The sequence below is a fragment of the Nocardia sp. NPDC005745 genome (genome assembly GCF_040630775.1).
GTDB lineage: Bacteria > Actinomycetota > Actinomycetes > Mycobacteriales > Mycobacteriaceae > Nocardia.
In genome coordinates, this window is the sequence record NZ_JBEXYF010000001.1 from 173,609 (window position 1) to 197,296 (window position 23,688).

The 23,688-nt window shown below is 70.5% G+C and carries 21 protein-coding genes and 1 pseudogene; 10 read left to right on the forward strand and 12 right to left on the reverse strand.

The window, feature by feature from the left end:
- Positions 1 to 34 precede the first annotated feature (34 nt).
- Positions 35 to 1,267, reverse strand: coding sequence for a cytochrome P450 (locus ABZ420_RS00860; protein ID WP_357115767.1), 1,233 nt, complete (start codon positions 1,265 to 1,267; stop codon positions 35 to 37).
- 169 nt (positions 1,268 to 1,436) lie between these two features.
- Between ABZ420_RS00860 and ABZ420_RS00865 the strand changes: the two genes are divergently transcribed.
- Both ABZ420_RS00865 and ABZ420_RS00870 read left to right on the forward strand, forming a co-directional pair.
- Positions 1,437 to 2,666 carry an MFS transporter gene (locus tag ABZ420_RS00865; protein ID WP_357115770.1) on the forward strand — a complete coding sequence of 410 codons (1,230 nt, stop codon included), beginning with the start codon at positions 1,437 to 1,439 and terminating at the stop codon, positions 2,664 to 2,666.
- A gap of 411 nt (positions 2,667 to 3,077) precedes the next feature.
- Positions 3,078 to 3,617, forward strand: coding sequence for a GNAT family N-acetyltransferase (locus ABZ420_RS00870; protein WP_357115773.1), 540 nt, complete (start codon positions 3,078 to 3,080; stop codon positions 3,615 to 3,617).
- 7 nt (positions 3,618 to 3,624) lie between these two features.
- Here ABZ420_RS00870 and ABZ420_RS00875 read toward each other — a convergent pair whose 3' ends face one another.
- The 3 genes from ABZ420_RS00875 to zapE all read right to left on the reverse strand — a co-directional run bounded on the left by ABZ420_RS00875 (position 3,625) and on the right by zapE (position 6,310).
- Positions 3,625 to 4,377 (reverse strand): alpha/beta hydrolase, encoded by a 753-nt coding sequence (locus ABZ420_RS00875; protein WP_357115776.1) that lies wholly within the window; start codon positions 4,375 to 4,377, stop codon positions 3,625 to 3,627.
- A 65-nt stretch (positions 4,378 to 4,442) separates the two neighbouring features.
- Positions 4,443 to 5,225 (reverse strand): tyrosine-protein phosphatase, encoded by a 783-nt coding sequence (locus ABZ420_RS00880; protein ID WP_357115779.1) that lies wholly within the window; start codon positions 5,223 to 5,225, stop codon positions 4,443 to 4,445.
- 68 nt (positions 5,226 to 5,293) lie between these two features.
- The gene (zapE, locus tag ABZ420_RS00885; protein WP_357115782.1) at positions 5,294 to 6,310 is read right to left on the reverse strand and encodes a cell division protein ZapE; all 1,017 of its coding nucleotides are present in this window, start codon (positions 6,308 to 6,310) and stop codon (positions 5,294 to 5,296) included.
- Positions 6,311 to 6,345: 35 nt separating this feature from the next.
- Here zapE and ABZ420_RS00890 point away from each other — a divergent pair, with 35 nt between their 5' ends.
- The 4 genes from ABZ420_RS00890 to msrB all read left to right on the forward strand — a co-directional run bounded on the left by ABZ420_RS00890 (position 6,346) and on the right by msrB (position 10,551).
- A complete protein-coding gene (locus tag ABZ420_RS00890; RefSeq protein ID WP_357115785.1) occupies positions 6,346 to 7,107 on the forward strand; it encodes a pyrimidine reductase family protein in 762 nt (253 codons plus the stop codon).
- Between the two features lie 31 nt (positions 7,108 to 7,138).
- Positions 7,139 to 8,686 (forward strand): alpha/beta hydrolase, encoded by a 1,548-nt coding sequence (locus ABZ420_RS00895; RefSeq protein ID WP_357115788.1) that lies wholly within the window; start codon positions 7,139 to 7,141, stop codon positions 8,684 to 8,686.
- Between the two features lie 81 nt (positions 8,687 to 8,767).
- Positions 8,768 to 10,111, forward strand: coding sequence for a glycosyltransferase family 87 protein (locus ABZ420_RS00900; protein ID WP_357115791.1), 1,344 nt, complete (start codon positions 8,768 to 8,770; stop codon positions 10,109 to 10,111).
- Positions 10,108 to 10,551, forward strand: coding sequence for a peptide-methionine (R)-S-oxide reductase MsrB (gene msrB / locus ABZ420_RS00905; RefSeq protein WP_357115793.1), 444 nt, complete (start codon positions 10,108 to 10,110; stop codon positions 10,549 to 10,551). The genes ABZ420_RS00900 and msrB overlap by 4 nt, the downstream gene beginning before the upstream one ends.
- Positions 10,552 to 10,636: 85 nt before the next feature.
- On the opposite strand, the gene hemQ is transcribed toward msrB, so the two are convergent.
- From hemQ to hemE, 5 genes and pseudogenes are all read right to left on the reverse strand, one after another.
- Positions 10,637 to 11,332, reverse strand: a complete 696-nt coding sequence (hemQ, locus tag ABZ420_RS00910) for a hydrogen peroxide-dependent heme synthase (protein ID WP_062976055.1) — start codon at positions 11,330 to 11,332, stop codon at positions 10,637 to 10,639.
- Between the two features lie 4 nt (positions 11,333 to 11,336).
- Complete coding sequence (locus tag ABZ420_RS00915) at positions 11,337 to 12,581, reverse strand: globin domain-containing protein (protein ID WP_357115796.1); 1,245 nt, start codon at positions 12,579 to 12,581, stop codon at positions 11,337 to 11,339.
- A pseudogene (locus ABZ420_RS00920) lies at positions 12,578 to 13,050 on the reverse strand (Rrf2 family transcriptional regulator). The gene ABZ420_RS00915 and the pseudogene ABZ420_RS00920 overlap by 4 nt, the downstream one beginning before the upstream one ends.
- A gap of 178 nt (positions 13,051 to 13,228) precedes the next feature.
- Positions 13,229 to 14,590, reverse strand: coding sequence for a protoporphyrinogen oxidase (locus ABZ420_RS00925; protein WP_357115799.1), 1,362 nt, complete (start codon positions 14,588 to 14,590; stop codon positions 13,229 to 13,231).
- A gap of 288 nt (positions 14,591 to 14,878) precedes the next feature.
- Entirely contained in the window at positions 14,879 to 15,943 is a 1,065-nt protein-coding gene (gene hemE, locus ABZ420_RS00930; protein WP_357116434.1) for a uroporphyrinogen decarboxylase, read from the reverse strand.
- A 123-nt stretch (positions 15,944 to 16,066) separates the two neighbouring features.
- Here hemE and ABZ420_RS00935 point away from each other — a divergent pair, with 123 nt between their 5' ends.
- Together ABZ420_RS00935 and ABZ420_RS00940 are read left to right on the forward strand one after the other, a co-directional pair.
- Positions 16,067 to 16,705 (forward strand): DUF3000 domain-containing protein, encoded by a 639-nt coding sequence (locus ABZ420_RS00935; RefSeq protein WP_083863719.1) that lies wholly within the window; start codon positions 16,067 to 16,069, stop codon positions 16,703 to 16,705.
- A gap of 139 nt (positions 16,706 to 16,844) precedes the next feature.
- Complete coding sequence (locus ABZ420_RS00940; protein ID WP_357115802.1) at positions 16,845 to 18,083, forward strand: HRDC domain-containing protein; 1,239 nt, start codon at positions 16,845 to 16,847, stop codon at positions 18,081 to 18,083.
- Between the two features lie 19 nt (positions 18,084 to 18,102).
- On the opposite strand, the gene dxs is transcribed toward ABZ420_RS00940, so the two are convergent.
- A complete protein-coding gene (gene dxs / locus ABZ420_RS00945) occupies positions 18,103 to 20,001 on the reverse strand; it encodes a 1-deoxy-D-xylulose-5-phosphate synthase (RefSeq protein WP_357115805.1) in 1,899 nt (632 codons plus the stop codon).
- Between the two features lie 325 nt (positions 20,002 to 20,326).
- Between dxs and ABZ420_RS00950 the strand changes: the two genes are divergently transcribed.
- Complete coding sequence (locus ABZ420_RS00950; protein ID WP_357115808.1) at positions 20,327 to 21,001, forward strand: SIMPL domain-containing protein; 675 nt, start codon at positions 20,327 to 20,329, stop codon at positions 20,999 to 21,001.
- Positions 21,002 to 21,026: 25 nt separating this feature from the next.
- On the opposite strand, the gene ABZ420_RS00955 is transcribed toward ABZ420_RS00950, so the two are convergent.
- A complete protein-coding gene (locus tag ABZ420_RS00955) occupies positions 21,027 to 21,326 on the reverse strand; it encodes a DUF1330 domain-containing protein (protein WP_357034226.1) in 300 nt (99 codons plus the stop codon).
- Positions 21,327 to 21,448: 122 nt separating this feature from the next.
- On the opposite strand from ABZ420_RS00955, the gene ABZ420_RS00960 reads away from it, so the two are divergent.
- Positions 21,449 to 22,252: an enoyl-CoA hydratase gene (locus ABZ420_RS00960; RefSeq protein WP_357115811.1), complete on the forward strand. Its 804-nt coding sequence runs from the start codon at positions 21,449 to 21,451 to the stop codon at positions 22,250 to 22,252.
- Positions 22,253 to 22,256: 4 nt separating this feature from the next.
- On the opposite strand, the gene ABZ420_RS00965 is transcribed toward ABZ420_RS00960, so the two are convergent.
- On the reverse strand, positions 22,257 to 23,669 hold the full coding sequence (locus tag ABZ420_RS00965) for a TRAM domain-containing protein (protein WP_357115814.1): 1,413 nt from the start codon (positions 23,667 to 23,669) through the stop codon (positions 22,257 to 22,259).
- Positions 23,670 to 23,688 lie beyond the last annotated feature (19 nt).

Genomic DNA, 23,688 nt, shown 5'->3' on the forward strand with positions numbered 1-23,688 from the left:
GCGCGCAGCAAAGTCGGTCGACCGAATCCGCTCTTCAGCGTACTGCGGGCGCACTCGCCGCAACGACGGGAAGCTCGAGCAGCCCGCGGATCAGGATGCTTTCCCGCCACCGCAGGTCCACGTCGTCGAAGGCGGGCCGCAGCAGCGGATAGCGCCGCACCAGACTGGTCAGCGCGACGCGGGCCTCGAGCCGCGCCAGACCCGCCCCGAGGCAGTAGTGGATGCCGTGGCCGAAGGCCAGGTGACCGTTCGCACCGCGACCCGGGTCGAATGCCCCGGGCGCGGTGAAGTGCTGTTCGTCGTGATTGGCCGATGCCACCGAGACCAGCACCAGCTCCCCCGCCGGGATGACGCTGTCACCCAGCCGCACCGGCGCGGCGGTGTACCGCAGGGTGGCCACATTGACCGGTCCGTTGTAGCGCAGCATCTCCTCCACCAGCGGTGCGACGCCCGCTGGGTCCTCGCGCAGGGCCTGATAGCGGGACGGATCGGCCAGAAGTTCCAGCACGCTGTTGCCGATCAGGTTCACCGTGGTCTCGTGACCGGCCACCAGGATCAGGAAGGCCATCGAGATCAGCTCGTCGTGGCTGAGCCGGTCCCCCTCCTCGGTGACGAGCAGCAGTTGCGAGATCAGATCCTCGCCCGGCCCCTCCGCGCGCCGTCGGGCGATCAGCCCATCGAAATAGTCGACGATGGCGTCGGTCGCGGTGCGCATACTCTCCGGGGTGGACATGGGACTGTCCACCACGGCCGCCGACCACTCCCGGAACCGCGCGCGGTCCTCGACCGGCACGCCGAGCAGTTCGCAGATCACGGTGATGGGCAGCGGGAAGGCGTACTCCGCGAGCAGGTCGACGGGCCCCGCTCCCGCGGTGCGATCCATCGCGTCGAGCAAATCCTCCGCGATCGTAAAGATCCGTGCCGCGAGGGCCTCTGTTCGCGCGGGTGCGAACGCCGGGGTGACGAGTTTGCGCAGCCGCGAGTGCCGCGGCGGGTCGGCGTTGAGCAGATGGTGGCTCAGGCGCTGGTTGACCGCGGTGACGCCGCTGTCGCCCGAGGCTGATCGCCGTGCGTGGGCGCCCACCGGAGTGCGCGGGTCCTTGCGGACGTCGGGATGGCGCAGCACCTGCTTGGCGGCGTCGTAGTCGACCACCAGCCAGGCGCGAACGCCGGTTCGCAAGCGGATCCGGTGCACCGGCCCCTCGGCGCGCAACTGCTGGTAGAAGGCATGCGGGGTGTGAAAGAAGTCCGCGGGCAGCTCTCTCATCCGGTCGGTTCCCCCTCGGTTCGCGAGTGTTGTTGCGGCCCTTCGATAGTGACACCGATCACCGGCGGCGGCCAGGCCGCGCTTCCGGACGTGCCGTCCGATCACCGTGGCCGATCGCCCCGGCCGGGGTCGCCGCGCGCCGTCGCCACTGCCCGGCTACCCTGCGCCCATGAGTTCGATCGCGCCCGTCCTGCGGCGCGCCCGGATCGCGAACTCGTTCGCGTTCGGTTCGCAGGGCTTCTTCCTCGCCGTCGTGCTGACCGAATTGCCGCAGCAGAAGGAGCATTTCGGCCTTTCGGACGGGGTGATCGCCGTCTCGGTGGTGCTGATCTCGTTGCTGGCGGGCGGCGGCAGCGTGCTGGCGGAGCGGCTGGCGCTGCGCTGGTCCAGCCGCGCGGCGGTGCGGATCGGGCTGCTGCTCGTGGCCGTCACCGGCTCGGCGGCGGCGTTCGCGCCGAACACGGCCCTGCTGGTGGCAGCGCTCGGCTGCTACGGGACCGCGGTGGGGATCGTCGACGCCGGCACCAACATGCAGGCGGTGTTCATCCAGCACGGGTACGGGACGTTCATCCTGTCGTCGTTCTACGCCGCGTGGAGCGCCGGAACCATTGCCGGGGCGCTGTTCGTCTCGGGGTGCGAGGCGCTGGAGGTGACGCTGCGGGAATCGCTGCTGGTGGCCGCGGCGATCGTGCTGCTGCTCGGCTGGGCGCTGGGGCCGGGGCTGCTCGGCGCGCGGGACGCGGAGAGCAGTCCCATCGAGACCGCCGCACCCGGACCGGCCGTCGCGTTGCGCGCGTATCTCGCGCTCGGGATCGCGGCGGCGTTCGTCTTCGCCGTCGACCTGGCGGTGGGCAACTGGTCGGCCCTGTACCTCACCGACGACCTGCTCGCCGGTTCGGCGACCGCGGCACTCGCCTTCGCCGCGTATCAGGGCACGTCGCTGGTCACCAGGGTCGCGGGCGATGCGCTGGTGCGCCGTTTCGGCCCGCGCAAGGTGGTGCGGACCGCGGCGGGCATGGGAGTTTTCGGCCTGGCGCTCGTGGTGGCCGCGCCGAGTCCGGCTGTCGCGATCGCCGGCTTCCTCGTGGCGGGCGCCGGGCTGCCCGTGATCGCGCCGTTGTGCTTCAGCGCGGCCGGGCAACTGGCGGCGGGGCGGGAACTCGACGCACTGATCGCGCGCCTCAACCTGTTCAACTATGCGGGGACCCTGCTGGGCGGCGGCGTGGTCGGTGCGGTGGCGGCGAGTGCCGGGCACCGCGCGGGCTTCGTGATCCCGCTGCTGTTCGCCGTGGCTTTGATCGCCCTGTCCCGCGTCTTCCACTCCCAGCGCGTCGCGAGCGCGCCTACCGCCCCCCGCCCGGACACGCTGGACCTACCCACCGACTCCGGCGCGGGGTAGGCCGTGGGGTGCCGATCGGGTGGCCGCCGGTGGGTTCCGCGTGACGCTCAGCGGTGCACGGGACCTTTCAGCGGATGGGCCAGGAAGAAATCCCACATGATCTCGTCGGCGCTTGGACAGCGCTGAAAATCTTGCTCTTGGACATGAGAAGTATGTTTACATCTCTGCAGGACAAGCGACAGTCAAGGCGGCCTCTCCGACTCCTCCCGTGACGGCCGCTGGGCCGCTGAGTACGGCATGCCGTCCCTGCCGTGTGACCACGGCGCTGCGGGCGAGTTCACCATCGGCAACGGAGCGCGATGGCGGGAATCCCGCGACCGTACACCCGGCAGCGTTGCCGAGAGCATCACGAGAATCGGATCATGTGGCGAGAAATGACATTCTCATCTGGTCATGTGCTCTGATGGAGGTATGAGCAACCTCCCAGTCATCGTCGACCGGGCCGGGCTGTGGGACGCGGAAGCGCTCAGCGACGTCGCGGCGGCGACCTTCCCGCTCGCGTGTCCGCCCGAGGCGACGCCCGACGACATCGATGTCTTCGTCGGCGAAGCGCTGTCGGGCGAACGCTTCGGCGAATACCTCAACGACCCGGCCAGGATCGTGCTCAAGGCCGTCGCGGACGACGAGATCGTCGGGTACGCGATGCTGGTCACGGGCGGCCCGGCCGACCCAGCGGTGGTGGAATCGGTCGGGCTGCAGCCGATGGTGGAGATCAGCAAGATGTACGTGCTACCCGGTCACCACGGCACCGGGGTCTCCACCGCGCTGATGAAGGCCGCGCTGGACTGGGCGCGCGCCGAGGGGCATCCCGGCGTCTGGCTCGGCGTCAACCAGGAGAACGCGCGCGCCCGGCGCTTCTACGCGAAGCACGGCTTCGCCGAGGTGGGCACCAGGACATTCACCGTCGGCAAGCAGGTGCATCGCGACTACGTCCTGCGGCTGGTTTTCTAGTTCCGGCTCAGCGCAGGAAATCCACGAGCGCGGTGTGGAACGCGGGGTTCACCACCGCCATCAGGTGATCGCCTGGCACCACGGCGAGCGCGCCGTTCGGCAGCGCCGCGGCGAGGCGCTCGGGTTCGGCGGCGAACGGGTCGTCGGCGCCCGCCAGCACCAGTGCGGGCACGGTGATGTCCGCCAGAGTCTCGATGGGACGGTCGTCGAGACCCGTCGCCACCGCGTGGATGGCGTCCACGTCGGCCCCCACCGCGTCGGCCAGCACCCGGAACATCTTCGCGGTCGGTGACGCGCCCGCGCCGTCGCCGGTCATCGCGGCCTGCAGGTCGGGCAGGTCGATCACGCGGCGGTCGACGCCGCCGCAGTCCAGCACACCCGAACCGATGCCGCCGACGGCCAGCCGCCGCACCCGCTGGTCGGTCGCGGCCACCATCAGCGAGATCACTCCACCCATCGAGTATCCGACCTGCGCGACTTCCTCGAAGCCCAGCTCGTCGTAGAGCGCGCGCACGTCACGCGCCATGGCCTGCCACGAGTACCGCGCCGCCTCGTGTGGCTTGCCGGAACGACCGTGGCCCCGCGCGTCCAGGGAGACCACGGTGTGCCCGGCGGCTTGCAGGGCTCCGACCACGCCGGTGCTCATCCAGTTCGCGTTGGTGTCCGCGACCACCCCGTGTTGCAGGACGACCGGGACGCCCTCGCCCTCCCAGACCCGGTAATTGAGTTCCAGGCCGTCCCATGTCTCAAACTTCGCCATGCCGGGATCGTAGTGCACGCCCCCGGCCCGGGACCGCCGAAGTGGACGTTCGGCCGAGACGCCGCTCAGCCCAGCAGCCGGGCCCGCAGGGCGGCGATATCGCCGTCGGTGAGCCTCAGTCCGTCCCGGACGTAGGCGTCGAAACTGCCATAGGTCTGGTTGGCCTGGTCGAAGGCGGCGTCGAGCCAGGACGCCTGGACACCGTTGAGCGGATCGTCCTGGCTCGCGTTGCGGAACCGGTCGGACAGCAAGTAGTCCTCGGTGACGGTGGCCCGATCCACCCCGAGCAGGGTGAGCAGCACCGCCCCCGTCCAGCCGGTGCGATCCTTGCCCGCGGTGCAGTGGAACAGCACCGCCCCGTCGGCGCCGGTGATGTCGCGCAGCACCGAGGCGAACGCCTCGTTCGCGCCCGGCGCGGTGATGAACGCGCGATACAGCCCATCGCCTCCGGTGAGCGTGGTGGCGATGACCTCCGGTGGAGCCTGGCCGATCACGTCGGCCCAGTGCGCTGTCGCGCCGGCGGGCAGCCGGTCGGGCCCGATCGCCCGCTCGTAGACCGTGCGCAGGTCGTGGACGGAGCGCACACGGCGATCGCTCAGCGCGGCCAGATCCTCCGGCGTCGCGTTGTTCAGCTGCCCGGTGCGAAACACCAGACCGGTGCGCACGATCCGGCCGTCGGCCGTGCGGTACCCGCCGATGTCGCGGGCGTTCTGCACCCCCTGCAGGTGCAGAGCGGGATCCGCTACGACGGCCGCGGGCGGGTCGGCCTGCGCGATGCCTGCTACCGGTCCCAAGGCGACGGCCAGACCGGCTGCCATCGCGACCGGGCCACGGAAACCAGGGGCCATTCGGCTGCTCCAATCATCGGTTCTCGGGCTCGCACCCGTCGGTCTCGCCGGAGGGTTCGAGGTCGGCGTCAGGCCGCGACTTCGAACCGCGACAGCGCGAGAAGACGCGAGATGGCGCGCAGGTACTTCTTGCGGTAACCGCCCTCGAGCATCTCCGCGGAGAAGATCTCATCGAGTTTCGCACCCGACACCGTCACCGGGATGCTCGCGTCGTAGAGCCGGTCGGCCAGCACCACGATGCGCAGCGCCACGGCCTGATCGGTGACCGGATGCACGTTCGAGACGAACACCGACGACACTCCGGAGATCAGCGCGCCGTACTTCGACGGATGCAGCGTGCTGAGGTGCTTCAGCAGCGCGTCGAACTCGTCGAGGGTGGCGCCCGGTGTGCTCGCGGCCCGCTCGGCAAGCACCTCCGGCGCGGTGGGCGCCGGGGCGGGCGGCAGGTCGCGGTGGCGGTAGTCCGGCCCGTCGACGCGCACCGCCTCGAAGATGGCGCCGAGCTTCTTGATCTCGCGCAGGAAATCCTGTGCCGCGAAACGTCCTTCGCCGAGCTGACCCGGCAACGTGTTCGACGTGGCCGCGATCGAGACACCGGCGGCGGACAGTTCGGTGAGCAACCGGGATACCAGCATGGTGTCGCCGGGATCGTCGAGTTCGAATTCGTCTATGCACAGCACGCTGTTGCCGGACAGGCGCTCGAGCGCGTTGGCGAAACCGAGCGCACCGACCAGATTGGTCAGCTCACCGAACGTGCCGAACGACTTGGGCGCGGGCGAGCTGTGGAAGATCGAGGCGAGCAGGTGGGTCTTGCCGACACCGAACCCACCGTCCAGATACAGGCCCGCACCGCTGACCTGCTTCTTCTTACCGAAGAAGCTCTTCTTGTTGGCGGCCTTGCTGATCTTGGCGACCTGCCCGGCGAACTCCTCGGCCTTGCCGACCGCGGCCGCCTGGCTCGGTTCCTTCGGGTCGGGGATGTAGGAGGCGAAGCTCACCTCGTCGAACATGGGCGGAGGCACCATCTGGGCGACGAGCTGATCGGCCGGGACCTCCGGGTGCCGATCGACGAGGCGTTCTTGCATGAACGAAGCCTAGAGACGTGGTGTGATCTGGTCTCATGCAGCGTAGCCAGAATGCGATCCAGCTCACAGGACTCAGCCCCGACGACCTCGCGCAGTTGTACGCCTTCCCCACCGCGCTCGAAGCGCCTTTGGTCAGGGCCAATTTCGTCTCCAGCATCGACGGCGCCGCGACCAGCGGGAACCTCACCGAAGGACTGGGCACGCCGGCCGACCGGACGGTGTTCATGTTGCTGCGAGAACTGGCCGAGGTGATCGTGGTCGGCGCGGGCACGGCGCGCGCGGAGAACTACGGCGGGGCGCGTACCGACCCGGCGCGACGGCGCGCGTTCCACGAGCGCGGCATCGGGGGCCATCCCGACGGCGCCCCGCCGCCGATCGCGGTGGTCACGGCGAGCGCGGCGCTCGACCCGGGCGCGCGCCTGTTCACCGATACCCAGGTGCCGCCGCTGATCATCACGACGGTCACCGCACCCGCCGACCGCAAACAGCGCTTGGCGGACGCGGGCGCCGAGGTGATCGAAGCGGGTGACATCGCGGTGACGCCGGGCGGCCTGCTGCGGGTACTCACCGAGCGCGGCCTGCTGCGTGTGCTCACCGAGGGCGGTCCGCACCTGTTCGGCGAGCTGCTGGAGGCCGACGTGGTCGACGAACTCTGCCTGACCACCGCACCGCTGCTGGTCGGCGGCGCGGCGCGGCGAATCTCGCTGTCCGCCCACGAGTTCCGCGTCCGCATGACGCGCGCGCACGTGCTACTGGACGACGACGGCACGATGCTCACCCGGTGGGCCCGTCGATGAAAGAACCACCGGAACCTGGCAGGCTGTAGCAATGCGCTGGACTCGGGCCGCCGTGCTTGCCGCCACCCTCTCGATCGTGACCGCCGGTTGCGGCGCGGGACCGTCGGATCGTCCCGGTGTCGCGGTGCAGCGCCCGCCCGTCGCGGGCACCGCGACGACCTCCGCCGCACCCGCGCCGCCGCCGAGCGCCGAACTGCCCAAGACCGACCTCAGCTGGCGTGAATGCACCCAGCCGACCTTGGATCAGCTCGGGCTCGGTCCGGCGCCCGCGGGGCTGGTGCTCGACTGCGCCGAGTACTCCACCCCGATCGACTCGACCGGCGCGGTGCTGGGCAGCTTCCGCGCAGGCGCGGTGCGGGCCAGGCTGGCACAGACCCCCGCCGACGCGCCGCCGCTGGTGCTCACCTCCGGTTCGGATCGCTCCTCTTCCGCCACCCTGGCCGGATTGGCCGCGGGCCCGGCCTCCGCGCTGCTGGCCGCCCGCCCGATCGTCGCGGTGGACCGGCGCGGCATCGGCACCTCACAGCCGATCGACTGCCTGCCCGCGGACATCCGCCGCGGCCTGGCCGAGAACGCCCAGTCCGCGGGCGACCCGGTGGCGCGGATGACGAAGCTGAGCCAGGACGGCACCATCGCCTGCCGCGACTTCCTGCAGCCCTACGAGGGTGCCTTCGACGCTCCGCACGCCGCCGACGACATCGAACAATTGCGCAGGCAGTGGCAGGTGGAGCACATCGCGCTACTGGGCACGGGCAACGGCGCGAAGGTCGCGCTCAGCTATGCCCGCAAATACGGTGACCATCTCGCCCGGCTGACGCTCGACTCCCCCGAGCCGGTCGGGACCGACTCCGTGACCCGTGCCGAACAAGCCGTGCAGGGCGCCGAGGCGGCGCTGACGGCGTTCGCGCAGCGCTGCGTCGGCGTCGGCTGCTCGCTCGGCGCCGACCCGCGCGCCGCGGTCATCGATCTGGTGAACCGGGCCGGGAGCGGTGGCCTCGGCGACATCTCGGCGAACGCCCTGCTCACCGCGGTGTCGGGCTTTCTCGGCAGCCCGCGTGCCGACCAGGCCGCTCGGGTCGCCGAGTTGTCCGACGCGCTCGCCGCGGCCGGACGCGGCGACCGGGGCCCGCTGGACGCTCTGATCGCCCGTGAAAGCGCGGCCATCGCGAGCGACGGCCAGTTCGTCAACCGGTGCACCGACACGCAGCTGCCGCCGACGCCGGACAAGGCCACCGAGCTCGCGGGCACCTGGGCGGGCAAGTATCCCGTCTTCGGCAAAGCGGCGGCCATCGGACTGATGGAGTGCGCCGCCTGGCCGGTGTCGACCGCACCACCGTTGCCGGAGAAGCTGGATATCCCGGTGCTCGTGCTCGGCGGGGTCGCCGACCCGGTGGTCGGCAACGGTGGTCAGTCGTCGGTGACCGGCGCGCTGGGTTCCGCAGGCGCTCGGCACGCGGCGCTGTCCTGGCAGGGCTTCGGCCATCCGGTGGCCACGCACTCGGGCTGCGCGCAGCGGGCGGTCGTCGACTATCTGAAGGACGGCAAACTCCCCGCAGACGGTACCGCCTGCCCGGCCTAGCGCCGCTCGAGCGGCCGATCGAGCGGCGAGTCGGGCAGGTCCGGCCAACCGCCGGTAACCGATCCGGTGTACCGTGCCCCAGTGTTCCTTCGACCGCTCGAGCCCCGGACCGCTCGCACCACCGCCGAGGTGATCAAGTTCGCACTCTGGCCCTTGGCGGTCATGACCGTGCTGAACCGGGTTTTCATCAAGGCTGTCAACGGCTTCATCACCGACGACTACCGGCCGGTCTACCAGGCGTCGCTCGACTTCTTGAACGGGCGTCCGGTGTACACCGCGAACTTCGACTCGGTGGACCCGCATTATCTGTACCCGCCCAGCGGCACCCTGCTGATCGCGCCGATCGCGGCCATCGACTACGAGAAGTCGCGCTGGCTGTTCATCGCCCTGAACGCGATCGCGATTCTCCTCGCCTGGTACCTGCTGCTGCGGCTGTTCCGCTACACGCTGAACTCGGTCGCCGCTCCCGCGCTGCTGCTGGCGATGTTCACGTCCGAGACCGTGATCAACACACTCGTGTTCACCAACGTCAACGGCTGTGTGCTGCTGGCGGAGCTGATCTTCATCCACCTGCTGCTGAAACGGCGAGACCTCTGGGCGGGCGCCGCGCTCGGATTGAGTATCGCGGTCAAACCGACACTCGCTCCGTTGCTTTTGATCGCGCTCGTGCGCGGGCAGTGGAAGGTGTTCGTCACCGCGCTCGGCGTGCCGCTGGCGTTGACCGCGATCGCCTGGCCGCTGTCGAAGGATCCGGAGAAGTTCCTCACCCGCACCGCGCCCTACATCTTCGAATCGCGCGACTACTTCAACAGCGCGATCGTCGGCAACGGCGAGTACTACGGGCTGCCGCCGTGGCTGACCTGGGGTATGCGTGTGGTGCTGGGTGTGCTCGTGCTGATCTCGCTGTGGCTGCTGTACCGCTACTACCGCGAGGACGAGCTGTTCTTCGTCTGCACCGCCTCCGGCGTGCTGCTGACCGCCTCGTTCCTGCTCAGCTCGCTGGGTCAGATGTACTACTCGATGATGCTGTTCCCGTTCCTGATGACGGTGGTGCTGCGCAACTCGGTGCTGCGCAACTGGCCGGCCTGGCTGGCGATCTTCGGGTTCATGAGCTACGACAAGTGGCTGTCGGACCGCTGGCAGCACATCGGCCGCAACCTGGAGTACCTGCGCATCACCTTCGGCTGGGGTCTGCTGCTCATCGTGGTGTTCTGTGTGCTCGGCGACCGCTATCTGGCCGCGCGGCGGGAAGGCAGGCTGCCGTTCGGCATCGATCCCGCGTGGATGAGGTCCGCGCCGGACCCGCGCGGCGAGGCGCCGCGGCGTCCCGTCCCGGCGGCCGACTCGGCCCCGGCCGCGGAAACTTCCAGGCCACACAACGGCTCGGCGCCCGTGGAGCAGAATCGTATTAGCGTGGAACCATGAGTTCCGAAGCCGAGACGTCCCTGCCCGCGCCGCGCATTCAGCTCACGCCGCAGGAATGGCGAGTGAAGCTGGACCCCGAGGAGTACGCGGTGCTACGCGAGGCCGCTACCGAGCGGCCGTTCGTCGGCGAGTACACCGACACCAAGACCGAGGGCGTCTACGCGTGCCGGGCCTGCGGCGCCGAGTTGTTCCGCAGCACCGAGAAGTTCGACTCGCACTGCGGCTGGCCGTCCTTCTTCGATCCGGCGGCGTCCGACGCGGTGATTCTCCGGTCGGACGACTCGCTCGGCATGCACCGGGTCGAAGTGCTGTGCGCGAACTGCCACAGCCACCTCGGCCACGTGTTCGAGGGCGAGGGGTACAACACGCCCACCGACAAGCGCTACTGCATCAACTCCATCGCCCTGCGACTGCACCCCTCGGACAGCGCAGCGGAGTAACAGCCCGTCGCTCACCGGCAGCGTACGGAGTTCCGGCCGCTCGGCGCATGCCCCGAAAACTCTGGGCAAGCGGTCCGGTGCGGCATCAGGGCAGAGCGGCGATCAGTTCCTCGACCTCGACGCGGGGGCCGGTGAAGAACGGGATCTCCTCGCGCACGTGCCGCCGGGCGTCGGTGGCCCGCAGATCGCGCATCAAATCGACGATGCGGTGCAGTTCGGGCGCCTCGAACGCCAGGATCCACTCGTAGTCGCCGAGCGCGAACGAGCTGACGGTGTTGGCCCGCACGTCCGGGTAGTCACGCGCGGCCTTGCCGTGCTCGGCCAGCATCCGGCGGCGTTCCTCGTCGGGCAGCAGATACCACTCGTAGGACCGGACGAACGGGTACACGCAGATGTAGGCGCCCGGCTCCTCGCCGGCCAGGAACGCCGGGATGTGGCTTTTGTTGAACTCGGCGGGACGGTGCAGCGCCGCGTTGCTCCAGACCGGCGCGCTGGCCCGGCCCAGCTCGGTGGTGCGGCGGAAGTCGGCGTAAACGGCCTGCAGGTCCTCGATACGCTCGGCGTGCGTCCAGATCATGAAATCGGCGTCGGCGCGCATCCCTGCCACGTCGTAGATGCCGCGGACCACCACATCGCGGTCGGCGAGACCGTCGAAGAACGCCTTGGCCTCCTTGGTCGCGGCGTCCCGGTCCTCGCCCAGCACTCCGGGCTGCACCTGGAAAACCGAGAACATCAGGTAGCGGATGGTGGAGTTGAGAGCTTGATAGTCGAGTCGCGCCATAGCACTATCGTGCCACTCGCTCCGGAGCGCCCGCGTCGCCGGGCGTGAACTGCTCGATGTGCACCCGGGCGTCCGGGATCCCGGCGGCGCGCAGCTGACGCTGGATATCGCGCAGGAACATGGGCGGACCGCAGACATAGACGTCGGCGTCGCCGGGCAGGCTCAGTGCCGAGAGGTCGACCCTGCCGTGCCGCGCGCCGGGAGCCGGTTGCTCGTACCAGATTTCGACATCGGCCTGTTCGAGCCGAGTAGCGAGTTGCCGGAGCCGATGGCGCAGCGGATGGGTCCCCGGTCCACGATCCGCGTGCACGATCAGGGTGCGCCGCCACGGGGCGTGAGCGGCGAGGTATTCCAGGATGCCGATCATCGGGGTCACGCCGATTCCGCCGGAGATCAGCACCAGGGGCGTCGTCGCGGCGGTATCGACGACGACATCGCCGAACGGGAGAGTGATCTGTAACGGGTCGCCGGGGCGCAGATGCTGGTGCAGCCACGAGGACACCTCGCCCGCTGGGCAGCCATCGGCCGCCTCGACCCGTTTGACGGCGAACGACAGCGCGCCATCGCGCGGCCGCCCGACCAGGCTGTACTGACGCAGCTGGCGCGCGCCGTCGGGAAGGCGCACACCGACCGAAACGTACTGTCCCGGAACGAAGCCCGGCAGCTCGGTGGCCGGGTCCGCCGACTCTACGGTGAAGACGGCGACACCGGAGGGGTCCTCGTCACGCGCCAGGACGCGCACATCCCGGAAGACGTCGCCGGAATCCACGCCCGCCTCGGCGTAGAGCCCCTTCTCCTGGTCGATCAGGGTGTCGGCCATCAACCAGTAGACCCGATCCCAGGCCGCCGCGACCGCCTCGTCGACCACGTCGGCGCCGAGCACTTCCACGATGGCGGCGAACAGGTTGTCGTGCACGATCCGGTACTGCTCCGGAGTCACGCCGAGTGACGCGTGCTTGTGCGCGATCCGCGACAGCATGGTGGCCGGGTGCGGCAGCGCGGGGTCAACCATATATGTGGCGAAGGTGGCGATGGAGGCGGCCAATGCCCGCTGCTGACTGCCCTGTGCCTGATTGCCCCGGTTGAACGTGTCACGCAGCAGCTGCGGGTGGGCGTCGAACATGGTGCGGTAGAACACCGCCGTGATGCGGTCGATGTTCGCCGCCACGAGCGGCAGGGTCGCGCGAACGACCTCGGCGTGCCGCGGTTCGAGTTCCGGTTCGGCACGGACAACGCTGTCCAGGTTCATGACACTTCCTTCATCTCAGGGGAAACATCCGCCGTCGGGCGGACGAGCAAATGCAGCAACCCGGTGGTCGACGAGGTGACCAATTCCTCTATCGAATAGCGGTCCAGTTCGGCATAGAAAGCTTTCTTCGCGTCACCGAGAATTCGGCGCAACCGGCACGCGCCGAGTAACGGACACGGATTCGGTTCGCCGCACTCCACTACGTCGCGGTCGCCTTCCAATTCCCGGATCAGCTCACCGACCGACGCGCCGCGCCCGGCTGCGGTGATGAAGAGCCCGCCGGATCGTCCGCGGTGCGCCTGCACCAGGCCCAGCTCGACCAGCCGGGAAACCGCTTTGGCCACATGCTTTTCCGACGCGCCTACCTGCCGCGCGATAACTTGGTGGTCACCCTGGAATTCTTCTCGTCCTCGACCGCCAGCCGCATGATGGTGCGCAAACCGATATCGGTGAAGTGCGAGAGCTGCATGCCGATCACGCTACCGGCGAATTCCCCCGATTCCGCATACCGGCGAAGTGTTCTTAATTACGCCGATTCGTGCGCATTTTCAGCGGGAATTGCCGAGCAGGCCCGGGAAAAGCGGAGAATCACACCGGCGGTATCGCACTACCCCGGCGTGCACGAGCGGGCGCGACCCGGGGTCCACTCAGCGTGCGCTGCCCGCACCGACCGTCGCCGCGATCCGCTGCGCGGCGGCCGTGCCGGAGGCGACGCACGCGGGCACCCCGACGCCGTGCAGATAGGCGCCCGCGACCGCCAGCCCGTCGAGCGCAGCGACCTCGGCTTCGACGGCCGCGATGCGGGCCGGATGGCCGGGCGCGTACTGGGCGAGGCCGCCCGGCCAGCGCCGCACGACAGCCTCGATCGGCTCGATGGCTGCCCCGGTGACGGTAGCCAGGTCCTCGGTGGCGGCCGCGACGAGTTCCGCATCGGGCCACGACAGCGGCGAGTCGTCCCCGAACTTGCCGAACGAGACGCGAACGAGGGCCGTTTCGCGTCGCGCGAGATGCGTCCATTTGCGGCTGGAGAGGGTGAACGCCTTCGCGCGCAGCGGCTCTCCGGTGGCCACCAGGATGCCGGAGTTCTGCGGCAGCGCGGTCTCGCGGGGCAGCGCCAGCGCGACCACCGCCGACGAGGAGAGTTCGATGCCCGCCAGTTCCGCCGCGGCGGAGGGGGCAACGGTCTTCAGCAGTCGCGCGGTCACCGGCGCAGGGGTGGCGAGCACCACCGCGTCGACGGCGCCGATCGGGTCGACCACCCAACCGCGCAGACCCCTGGCCAGCCGCGTCCCCGGGGTCGCGGTGACAAACCTCGCCTCGGAGCGTTCGGCGAGTGCCTCGAGCAGCACCCGGTACCCGTCGCGGAGGGCACCGAAGACCGGTGCGCTCGAAGGCGGTGGCAGCGCGGCGCCGACGGCGGCGGTGAGGCTGCTCGCGCCGTTGTCCAGCGCGGCGGCGAGGGTGGGCAGCGCGGCACGGACACCGATGGATCGGGAGCTTCCCGCGTACACGCCACCGAGCAGGGGGTCCACGCTGCGCTCGGCGACTTGCGTGCCGAAGCGGTCGGCGACCAGCTGGTAGACGTCGATATCGGAGCCCGGCTCCCAGGTCAGCGGCCGGTCGGGTTCGGCGGCGATCCGTCGCAGCGTCTCGGCGTCGACCAGATCGCGCATCGACTCGGCGTTCGACGGAATACCCATCAACGTGCCCTCCGGAAGCGGATGGGCGGCTCCGGAGGACCACAGCAGCGGCCGCAGACCGGCAGGCGTCACCAACTGCGACTCGAGCCCGAGTTCCCGCAGCACCGCGGGTACCTCCGGCCGTCGGCCGACGAACGCTTCCGCGCCGAGATCCAATGGCTCTCCGGCCAGTTCACCGGTGTAGAGGATGCCACCGACCCGTTCGGCGCGATCGAGCACGACCACGTCGGCATCCGGCCCGAGCAACGTCCGCAATCGATACGCGGCCACCAGTCCGCTGATCCCACCGCCGACCACCGCGATACGCATGCCTCGACCGTATCGTGTCCCGCCACGGCGACCGTCCGACGGTCGGCGCTCGATGACCGGGACACATCGTGTCCACGACGACAGCAGCCGTGCCGCCCGCGGCTTCCGCCCCGGACGGATGGAACGCGAACCGGAACCCTGCTCGATGGCACTTGCCTCACGGCAGGCGGACGCGCGTAGAACCGTGGACAGGGTTCTCCTTGCGCACCGGCTCGGACGACCGATGCCCCGGCGAGTCGGTCAGCGCATGTCGGACTGCCGACCGGCGGTTCCCCGCTGCGCCTTCCCCTACAGCTCGTGCACGAGTTCCACCAAGGCGGTCAACACGCCCGGATCGGTCTCCGGGAGCACCCCGTGGCCCAGGTTGAAGATGTGCCCGGTGGCGCCGAGCGTGATCGCCTCGTCCGCTTCGCGCACGATCCGCCGGGCATGCGCCTCGACGGCGGCGGGCCCCGCGAACAGCACGGCGGGATCGAGGTTGCCCTGCAACGCCTTTCCGGGCCCGACGCGACGGACGGCCTCGGTCAGCGGCACCCGCCAATCGACACCGACCACGTCGGCGCCCGCCTCGCCCATGGCGCCGAGCAGCTCGCCGGTTCCTACCCCGAAGTGGATGCGCGGCACCCCCGCCTCGGCGATCTCGGCGAACACCCGCTCCGAATGCGGGAGCACGAAATTGCGGTAGTCGGCCAGTGAGAGCGCACCCGCCCAGGAGTCGAACAACTGCACCGCGTCCACGCCGGCCGCCAATTGGGCCTGCAGGAACGCGATGGTGATGTCGGTGAGCGCGCCGAGCAGCGCGTGCCAGGTCTGCGGGTCGGCGTACATCATCGCCTTGGTGCGCTCGTGGTTCTTGCTCGGACCGCCCTCGACCAGGTAGGAGGCCAGGGTGAACGGCGCGCCCGCGAACCCGATCAGCGGCGTCTCCCCCAGCGCGTCGACCAGCAGTCGCACGCCGTCGGTGACCGCCCCGACCTCCTCGGGGCGCAGCCGGGGCAGTGCGCGCACGTCATCGACCGTCCGCACGGGCGCGGCGACCACCGGGCCGACGCCGGGCACGATGTCCAGATCGATCCCCGCCGCTTTGAGCGGAACGACGATGTCGGAGAACAAGATCGCCGCGTCGACCCGGTGCCTGCGAACCGGCTGGAGGGTGATCTCGCACACGAGCTCCGGGTCGAAGCAGGACTCGAGCATCCCGACGCCCGCGCGCACCTCGCGGTACTCGGGCAGCGAGCGTCCGGCCTGGCGCATGAACCACACCGGACGCCTGCTCGGCGTCGCGCCGGTAGCGGCGGCCAGGAACGGTGCATCGGTCAACCGGCGGCGGGTATGAGTGCTCATCACGGCTATCGTATGCGGGCCCGGAAGGAGGGGCGGACGCGGAGGCGGCAGCGATGACAGCGCAGACGCCGCCCGGCCCGTAGCGGCGCGCCTCCGACTGCGCGGGGGGCACAAGGTCTACCGTCAGCAGTCGTGACACCGCTCGACTTCCGCGACGGCGCCGCACCGACCGAGGGACCTCATGGCGAGCCAGCTCAATTTCGCGCCGCGGTCGAGGCGATGGGCACCGCAACCGTGCACCCTCGGATCGAGCTCGCGCCTATCCGGCCGCCGCAACGGCTCGCACCGTACTCCTACGCCATCGGCGCCGAGGTCTCCCATCCGGAAACCCCTGTCGTGCCGATCGATTCCGAAGGCGACGCGTTCGGCAGATTGATCCTGCTGCACGATCCGGACGGCGACGACACCTGGCACGGCACCCTCCGTCTGGTCGCCTACATCCAGGCCGACATCGACGCCGCGCTCGCCACCGACCCCCTGCTACCAGAGGTGGCGTGGAGCTGGCTGGTGGACGCGCTGGAGTCACGGACCGAGCCGTTCACCGCGCTGGGCGGCACGGTGACCTCGACCAGCTCGGTGCGCTATGGAGACATCGCCGGGCCGCCGCGCGCCCATCAGCTCGAACTACGCGCCTCGTGGACGCCGGTCACCACCGATCTGCGCCCGCACCTCGAGGCGTTCTGCGAGGTGCTGGCCTACGCGGCGGGACTACCCCCGGCCGGGGTGACCCAGCTGCGGGTACCACCCGGCTTGTCCGGCGATCGTCCCTGAGCACACCCGCCGGTGTGGCGTGACCTGCGCCGGAATCACCGTCACCCGCTCCACCGGGCCCATCGCGCCCGATCCGTCGACACACTTATGCGCCGATAGGACGGCGGCGCCGTAGAGTCGGCACGTAGAGTTCAACACCATGTCCGTACCAGACCAATCCGAACCCTCGGCCGCGACGCCGCTGCTCGCGCCGGTGGAGGGCGTGCCACCGGTACTGGACACCGCCGCCGAGATCAGCGCAGCCGCCGCCCGGCTGGTGGCGGGCACCGGCCCGCTCGCCGTGGACGCCGAGCGCGCCTCCGGGTTCCGCTATTCGGCGCGCGCGTATCTGATCCAATTGCGCCGCGCGGGCGCGGGCACGTTCCTCATCGATCCCATCCCGGTCACCGACGCACTCGGCCCGCTGGCCGACGCGATCAACGGCCTGGAGTGGGTACTGCACTCCGCCGACCAGGATCTCCCGGGGCTGGCCGAACTCGGCTTGCGCCCAGCCCGGCTCTTCGACACCGAGTTGGGCGGACGCCTGGCCGGTTTCGAGCGCGTCGGGCTCGCCGCGATGGTGGAACGGCTGCTGGGCCGTGCGCTGCGCAAGGGGCACGGGGCGGCCGACTGGTCCACCCGCCCACTGCCCGCCGACTGGCTGAACTACGCCGCCCTGGATGTCGAACTGTTGCTGGAACTGCGCGACGCCGTGGCCGAAGCTCTCGACGAGCAGGGCAAAATGGATTGGGCGGCACAGGAATTCGAGCACATTCGCACCTTGGACCCGCCCGCGCCGAAGGCCGAGCGCTGGCGGCGCACCTCGGGCATCCACACGCTGCGCCGCACCAGGCAGCTCGCGGTGGTGCGCGAGCTGTGGACCGCCCGGGACGCGCTGGCCCGCGCCCGCGATGTGGCGCCCGCTCGCATCCTGCCGGATGCCGCGATCATCGCCGCGGCCACCGCGGAGCCCAGGAACATCGCGCAGTTGCGCACCCTGCCGGTGTTCGGTGGGCCACGGCAGCGCCGGTACTCCCGCGAATGGCTCGCCGCGATCGAGCGCGGTCGCACCTTGCCGGACAGCGATCTGCCGCCGCTCACCCAGCCGTTCGACGGCCCGCCGCCGGTCAACCGCTGGGAGCGCCGTGATCCGGCCGCTGCGGCGCGCCTGACCCGGGCGCGAGCCGCCATGGGTGACCTGTCGACCGAGCACTCGATCCCGGTGGAGAACTTGCTCGCGCCGGACCTGGTGCGCCGCCTGTGCTGGGACGGGCTGCCCGACTATGCCGCGGTCGAACCCTCCGCCGTCGACGGATTCCTGAAGTCCGGCGGCGCCCGGCCGTGGCAACGAGAGCTGGCCGTTGCGCCGCTGGCCGCGGCGCTGCCGCCGTCGGACTAGCCCCCGCTCGCCTCTGGCGTCAGCGAGCGGCGAGCCACCCGCTGATCCGCCGGGCGATATCCGGGCCGGTGAGGCCGAGTTCGGCATGCAGTTCGCCGCGGGCGGCATGGTCGAGGAACTGCTGCGGAACACCGAGGTCGCGGGCCGGGATGTCCAGCCCCGAGTTGCGCAGGCGAGCCGACACCGTGGAGCCGATGCCGCCGTGCAGCCCACCGTCCTCCAGCGTGACCACCATCCGGTAGTTCTCCGCGAGCTTCAGCAGGGTGTCGGAGACCGGCAGCACCCAGCGCGGGTCGAGGACGGTGACCGAGATCCCCTCGGAATCGAGCAGGTTCGCCGCTTCCAGGGCCGCACCGGCGAAGGAGCCCACCGCGACGAGCAGGACATCGCCGTGCACCGCCTGCACCGAGCCGCCGTCCGGCTCCGCCATCCGCAGCACGTCGATGCCGTCGAGTCGTTCGACCGCCGAGATGTCCTCGGCCACACTGCCTTTCGGGAAACGCAGCGCGGTCGGCCCGTCGTTGACGGCCAGCGCCTCGGCCAGTTCCTCCCGCAGTGTCGCGGCGTCGCGCGGAGCGGCGACCCGGATGCCGGGAATGATCCCGAGGACCGAGAGGTCCCACATGCCGTTGTGGCTGGCGCCGTCGGAGCCGGTGATGCCCGCGCGGTCCAGCACCACGGTGACCGGCTGCTTCAGCAGCGCCACGTCCATCAGCAACTGGTCGAAGGCGCGGTTGAGGAACGTCGAGTAGATCGCCACCACCGGATGCATGCCGCCGAGCGCGAGCCCCGCGGCGGAGGCCATGGCGTGCTGTTCGGCGATGCCGACGTCGAACATCCGGTCGGGGAAGCGCTCGCCGAACGCGGCCAGCCCGGTCGGGCCCGGCATCGCCGCGGTGATGGCGACGATGTCGGCGCGGCGCTCGGCCTGCGCGATCAGCTCCTCGGAGAACACCGAGGTCCAGCCGCGCGCCTTCGGACCGCCGACGGGGACGCCGGTCAGCGGATCGATGGGGTCGCAGGCGTGCATCTGGTCGGCGACATGGTTCTCGGCGGGCGCGTAGCCGCGGCCCTTCTGCGTCACCGCGTGCACCACGACGGGGCCGCCGAAGTCCTTGGCCCGGCGCAGCGCGGACTCCAGGGCGACGACGTCGTGGCCGTCCACCGGCCCGACGTACTTGAGGCCGAGATCGCTGAACAGTTCCTGCGGGCTCACCGCGTCCTTGATGCCCGCCTTCACGGCGTGCACCATCGAGTAAGCCGATTCCCCTACCCGCGGAATGCTCTTCAGGATGCGCTTGCCCGCGTCGAGGGCGTGCTCGTAGGCGGGCTGGGTGCGCAGCGCGGTCAGCCGTTCGGCCAGGCCGCCGATGGTGGGCGCGTAGGAGCGGCCGTTGTCGTTGACCACGATGACCACCGGGCGGTCCGGGGCGGCGGCGATGTTGTTGAGCGCCTCCCAGCACATGCCGCCGGTGAGCGCGCCGTCGCCGACGACCGCCACAACGTGCCGGTCCTGCCCGCTCAGCGCGAACGCCTTCGCCAGACCGTCGGCGTAGGACAACGCAGCGGAGGCGTGCGAGGACTCCACCCAGTCGTGGGCGCTCTCCGCTCTGCTGGGGTAGCCGGACAGGCCGCCCTGCTTGCGCAGCGAGTCGAACTGATCCTTGCGCCCGGTCAGGATCTTGTGCACGTAGGCCTGGTGCCCGGTGTCGAAGATCAACGGGTCGGCCGGTGAGTCGAAGGTCCGATGCAGCGCGATGGTGAGTTCGACCACACCGAGGTTCGGACCGAGGTGCCCGCCGGTCGCGGCGACTTTGCGCACCAGGAACTCGCGGATCTCCTCCGCCAGCTCGCGCACTTGCGGCACGGTCAGCCGGCGCAGATCATCGGGCGTGTCGACCCGGGAAAGCACTCCCACCTGAACTAGCTCCCTCCGGATAGCGCATCTGATCCGATCAGTCTACGGAGCGGCGGCTGATGCTCCCGCACGAGAACGATCACACCAACCGACCTGGCGTCGAAATGTGAGCCTCGACATACGGTACCCGGACGGAGCGACAAGGTGGACCGGGCCGAGCAAGTGGCCTCGCCGGCAAACGGACCCCGCGTGGCGGCGCGGATCGGCGGCGGCATCCACCCGGAGCGACTCACCCCGGAGCTTCGCGCCGAGCGAGGACCGCGGCACCCCTCGAAGCAGGCACGATGGTGCGGTACGCATCGACAGCGAGCGACGAGGAGACGTTGTGGGCAAGAAGACCGATTCGCGCGCGGGCACCGTCACGACCTACGGGCACGGCACCGCCCGCGCCACCCCCGACCTGATGCGGGTGACCGTCTCGGTCGAATCGCGGGCGAGCAAGGTCGCGCTCGCCTACAGCCGGGCCGGTGAGCGCGTCGCCGCGGTCGCGCGGTCGCTGCGCTCCGACGGCGTGGACGGCTCGGACATCGCCACCAGCGGGCTGTCGGTGCAGACCGAGACCGTGTGGACCGAGGGGCAGGGCAACCGCATCACGGGATACCTCGCGAGCACATCGCTGACGATCGCGTTGCGCGAGGTCGGCGAGGACGCCGATCCCGCGCCCGGCACCGTCGTCGCCAACTGCGTCGAGGCGGGCGGTGACGACGTCCGCCTCGGTGGACTCGTCCTCACCTTCGCCGACCAGGAGGCCCTGCTCACCCGCGCCCGCGACGCCGCATGGGAGAACGCCCTCGCCAAGGCCGAGCAGTACGCGCGGCGCGCGCGGCGAACGCTCGGCAAGGTCGTGGAGATCACCGAGAACACCGCCTCCGCGCCGCCGGTGCCGCGCGCGCAGTCCATGTCGGCTCCGATGGAGGCCTACCGCGCCGCCGCCATCCCGGTCGAGCTGGGCGAGAGCGAGATCTCCGCGGGCATCCGCATCACCTGGCAGTTGGACTGACGGCGGGTCCCGCGGGGTCCGTCGTTCACGAACCGTGACCGAGACCGCGCACCAGCAGACTGACCGTATCCGCTCCGGCGTGCCGATCCTTCGAGATCTCTTGATATTCCGGCGATTCGGCCCAGGCGCGGAAGGACGGTTCGTCGGGGAAGGACATCAGGACCACCTTCTCGCGGTCGGTGACACCCTCGATGGTCTGCGGGGACTCGTCGGCGGCCAGGAGCGTGCCGGAGTAGCGGAGGAAGACGTCCAGGAAGCGCGCCTGGTAGCGATCGTAGGCGGCGCGATCGGTGAACTTCAGTTGCGCAATTACGTACACGGTCATGGCGGTGACTCTAATTGGCCGGTCCGGCGGCGCGGCTCGGATCCCGCGGCGGCGCGCTCGATTTCGTCGCCGCGCGGGGCCGGCCGTGCCTATATTGAGGTCGTCACCGATCGGGAGGTCGCATGTCGTTCGTGCTCATCGACACACCGCGGCCGCACATCGCCCTGGTGACGCTCAATCGGCCCGAACGGATGAACGCGATGGCGTTCGACGTGATGATTCCGCTGCGCGAGGCGCTGGAGCAGGTGCGCGCCGACAACGACGTGCGGGTCGTCGTGCTGACCGGCGCGGGACAAGGCTTCTGCTCGGGAGCCGACCTGACCGGCGCGGGAAAGGTGCCGAACGTCGACGGGCTGACCGTCACCAGCGTCGCGCGGCGATCGATGGATCTGCTCAACGACGTGTTGATCACGCTGCGGCGGATGCACCAGCCGGTGATCGCCGCGGTCAACGGCGCGGCCATCGGCGGCGGGCTGTGCCTGGCCGTCGGCGCCGACATCCGGCTCGCCGCCGAGGACGCGTATTTCCGCGCCGCGGGCATCAACAACGGCCTGACCTCGGCCGAACTGGGCCTCAGCTATCTACTGCCTCGCGCCGTCGGCGCGTCGCGCGCGTTCGAGATCATGCTGTCCGGCCGCGACGTCGACGCGACCGAAGCCGAGCGCATCGGTCTGATCTCGCGCGCGGTTCCAGGCCCCGAACTGCTGGACACGTGCTACGACCTGGCCGAACGCATCATCGGCTACAGCCGGGTGGGCACCGAGCTCACCAAGCGCATGCTCTGGAGCGGTATGGAGGCGGCCGGCTTCGAGTCGCACATGCAGCACGAAGGCACGGCTCAGCTCTACGTGCGCCTCACCACCGGCAATTTCGACGAGGCGATGCGCGCCCGCCGGGACCGCAGGCCCCCGGTCTACGAGGACTGAACGCTCAGCGCCGCAGCAGCGCCAGGCATTCCACGTGGTGCGTCGCGGGGAAGGCGTCGAAGGCACGCAGATCGGTCAGCCGGTAGCCCGCGGCCTGATACAAGCCGAGGTCGCGGGCGAACGCGGCGGGATCACAGCCGACGTGGACGATCCGCGCGGGCCCACTGGCGGTGACGGCGCCGATCACCTCTTTGCCAGCGCCTGCGCGCGGCGGGTCGAGCACGACGACATCCGGGGCGGCCCCGCCGACGTGCTCGAACACCCAGCGCTCCACCCGCTGGGCCCGCAGCTCCACCCAGGGCAGATCGCGCAAGGCGGCGGCGCCGTCGGCCACCGCGGGCCGGGCGGATTCCACCGCGAGCACCACACCGGTCCGCCCGGCCTGCTCGGCCAGGCGCGCGGCGAAGACCCCCGCGCCGCTGTACAGATCCCAGGCCCGCCCGCCGGGCCCGAGTTCCGACCATTCCGCGATCAGATCCGAATAACGTTGTGCCGCACCGTGATGTGCTTGCCAGAAGCCCGTAGCCGCGACCTCCCAGCGGCGGCCGGCCACATACTCGACCGCGCGCCCGCTGCCCTCGAACACCCACTCGTCGCGTGCCGCGTGGGCCGCAGCACGTCGCGCGGACGCCGCGCGGCGATCGTCGCGGCGGGTGGGGTCCGCGGCGGCCCATTCCCCGCCGCGCCCGCCCCGGCTGTGCGGCCGATCGCGTCGGCCGCTTCCGGCGCTCCCGCGCCGATCCCGGCCACCGGCCTGCCGACCACTCGCGCCCGGGCCTCGACGATCCGCGCCACGGCTGCCCGGCTCGGCCTCGGGCGGGGCCACCTCGACGACATGCCGGATCCCGTCGCCGTCCACCGCGATCACCAAGTCGGCCCCGGGCGTCCACTGCCGGGCCGCGATGCCGTCCAGCGCCCCCGCGACCGGTTGCGGGCACCGCAGATCCGCGATCACGTCGGTGCTGCGATAACGGTGCACGCCCGCGCGTCCGTTGGCGTCGACCGCGAGCCGCACGCGCGTGCGCCACCCGCCGATCGTGTCACCGGACCCGATCGGCTCCACCAGCACGTCGCGCTCGATCCCGGCCAGCCGCCGCAACTGTTCGGCCACCACCGTGGCCTTCAGCGCGCGCTGGGCGACCGGCGTGGCGAAGGAGAAGTCGCAGCATCCTGCTCCACCGGGACCGGAGACGGGACAGGTGGCCCGCACCCGGTCCGGGGACGCCTCGAGCACCTCGACCGCGTCGGCGCGGCAGAACGAGCCGCCGCGATCCTCGGTGACCCGGACCCGCACCAGCTCACCTGGCAGTCCGTGCCGGACGAACACCACACGTCCCTCGTGCCGTGCGACGCAAAAGCCGCCGTGCCCCGGCGGCCCGAGCCGCACCTCGAACGTGCCGGTCCGCCGATCGCTCATCCCGAATGCTCCACTGGCG

Bases quoted from the DNA above. Each gene is read 5' to 3' on its own strand.
- ABZ420_RS00860 (WP_357115767.1), bottom strand. From the start codon at position 1,267: ATGAGAGAGCTGCCCGCGGACTTCTTTCACACCCCGCATGCCTTCTAC.
- ABZ420_RS00865 (WP_357115770.1), top strand. From the start codon at position 1,437: ATGAGTTCGATCGCGCCCGTCCTGCGGCGCGCCCGGATCGCGAACTCG.
- ABZ420_RS00870 (WP_357115773.1), top strand. From the start codon at position 3,078: ATGAGCAACCTCCCAGTCATCGTCGACCGGGCCGGGCTGTGGGACGCG.
- ABZ420_RS00875 (WP_357115776.1), bottom strand. From the start codon at position 4,377: ATGGCGAAGTTTGAGACATGGGACGGCCTGGAACTCAATTACCGGGTC.
- ABZ420_RS00880 (WP_357115779.1), bottom strand. From the start codon at position 5,225: ATGGCCCCTGGTTTCCGTGGCCCGGTCGCGATGGCAGCCGGTCTGGCC.
- zapE (WP_357115782.1), bottom strand. From the start codon at position 6,310: ATGCAAGAACGCCTCGTCGATCGGCACCCGGAGGTCCCGGCCGATCAG.
- ABZ420_RS00890 (WP_357115785.1), top strand. From the start codon at position 6,346: ATGCAGCGTAGCCAGAATGCGATCCAGCTCACAGGACTCAGCCCCGAC.
- ABZ420_RS00895 (WP_357115788.1), top strand. From the start codon at position 7,139: ATGCGCTGGACTCGGGCCGCCGTGCTTGCCGCCACCCTCTCGATCGTG.
- msrB (WP_357115793.1), top strand. From the start codon at position 10,108: ATGAGTTCCGAAGCCGAGACGTCCCTGCCCGCGCCGCGCATTCAGCTC.
- hemQ (WP_062976055.1), bottom strand. From the start codon at position 11,332: ATGGCGCGACTCGACTATCAAGCTCTCAACTCCACCATCCGCTACCTG.
- ABZ420_RS00915 (WP_357115796.1), bottom strand. From the start codon at position 12,581: ATGAACCTGGACAGCGTTGTCCGTGCCGAACCGGAACTCGAACCGCGG.
- ABZ420_RS00925 (WP_357115799.1), bottom strand. From the start codon at position 14,590: ATGCGTATCGCGGTGGTCGGCGGTGGGATCAGCGGACTGGTGGCCGCG.
- ABZ420_RS00940 (WP_357115802.1), top strand. From the start codon at position 16,845: ATGTCCGTACCAGACCAATCCGAACCCTCGGCCGCGACGCCGCTGCTC.
- ABZ420_RS00955 (WP_357034226.1), bottom strand. From the start codon at position 21,326: ATGACCGTGTACGTAATTGCGCAACTGAAGTTCACCGATCGCGCCGCC.
- ABZ420_RS00960 (WP_357115811.1), top strand. From the start codon at position 21,449: ATGTCGTTCGTGCTCATCGACACACCGCGGCCGCACATCGCCCTGGTG.
- ABZ420_RS00965 (WP_357115814.1), bottom strand. From the start codon at position 23,669: ATGAGCGATCGGCGGACCGGCACGTTCGAGGTGCGGCTCGGGCCGCCG.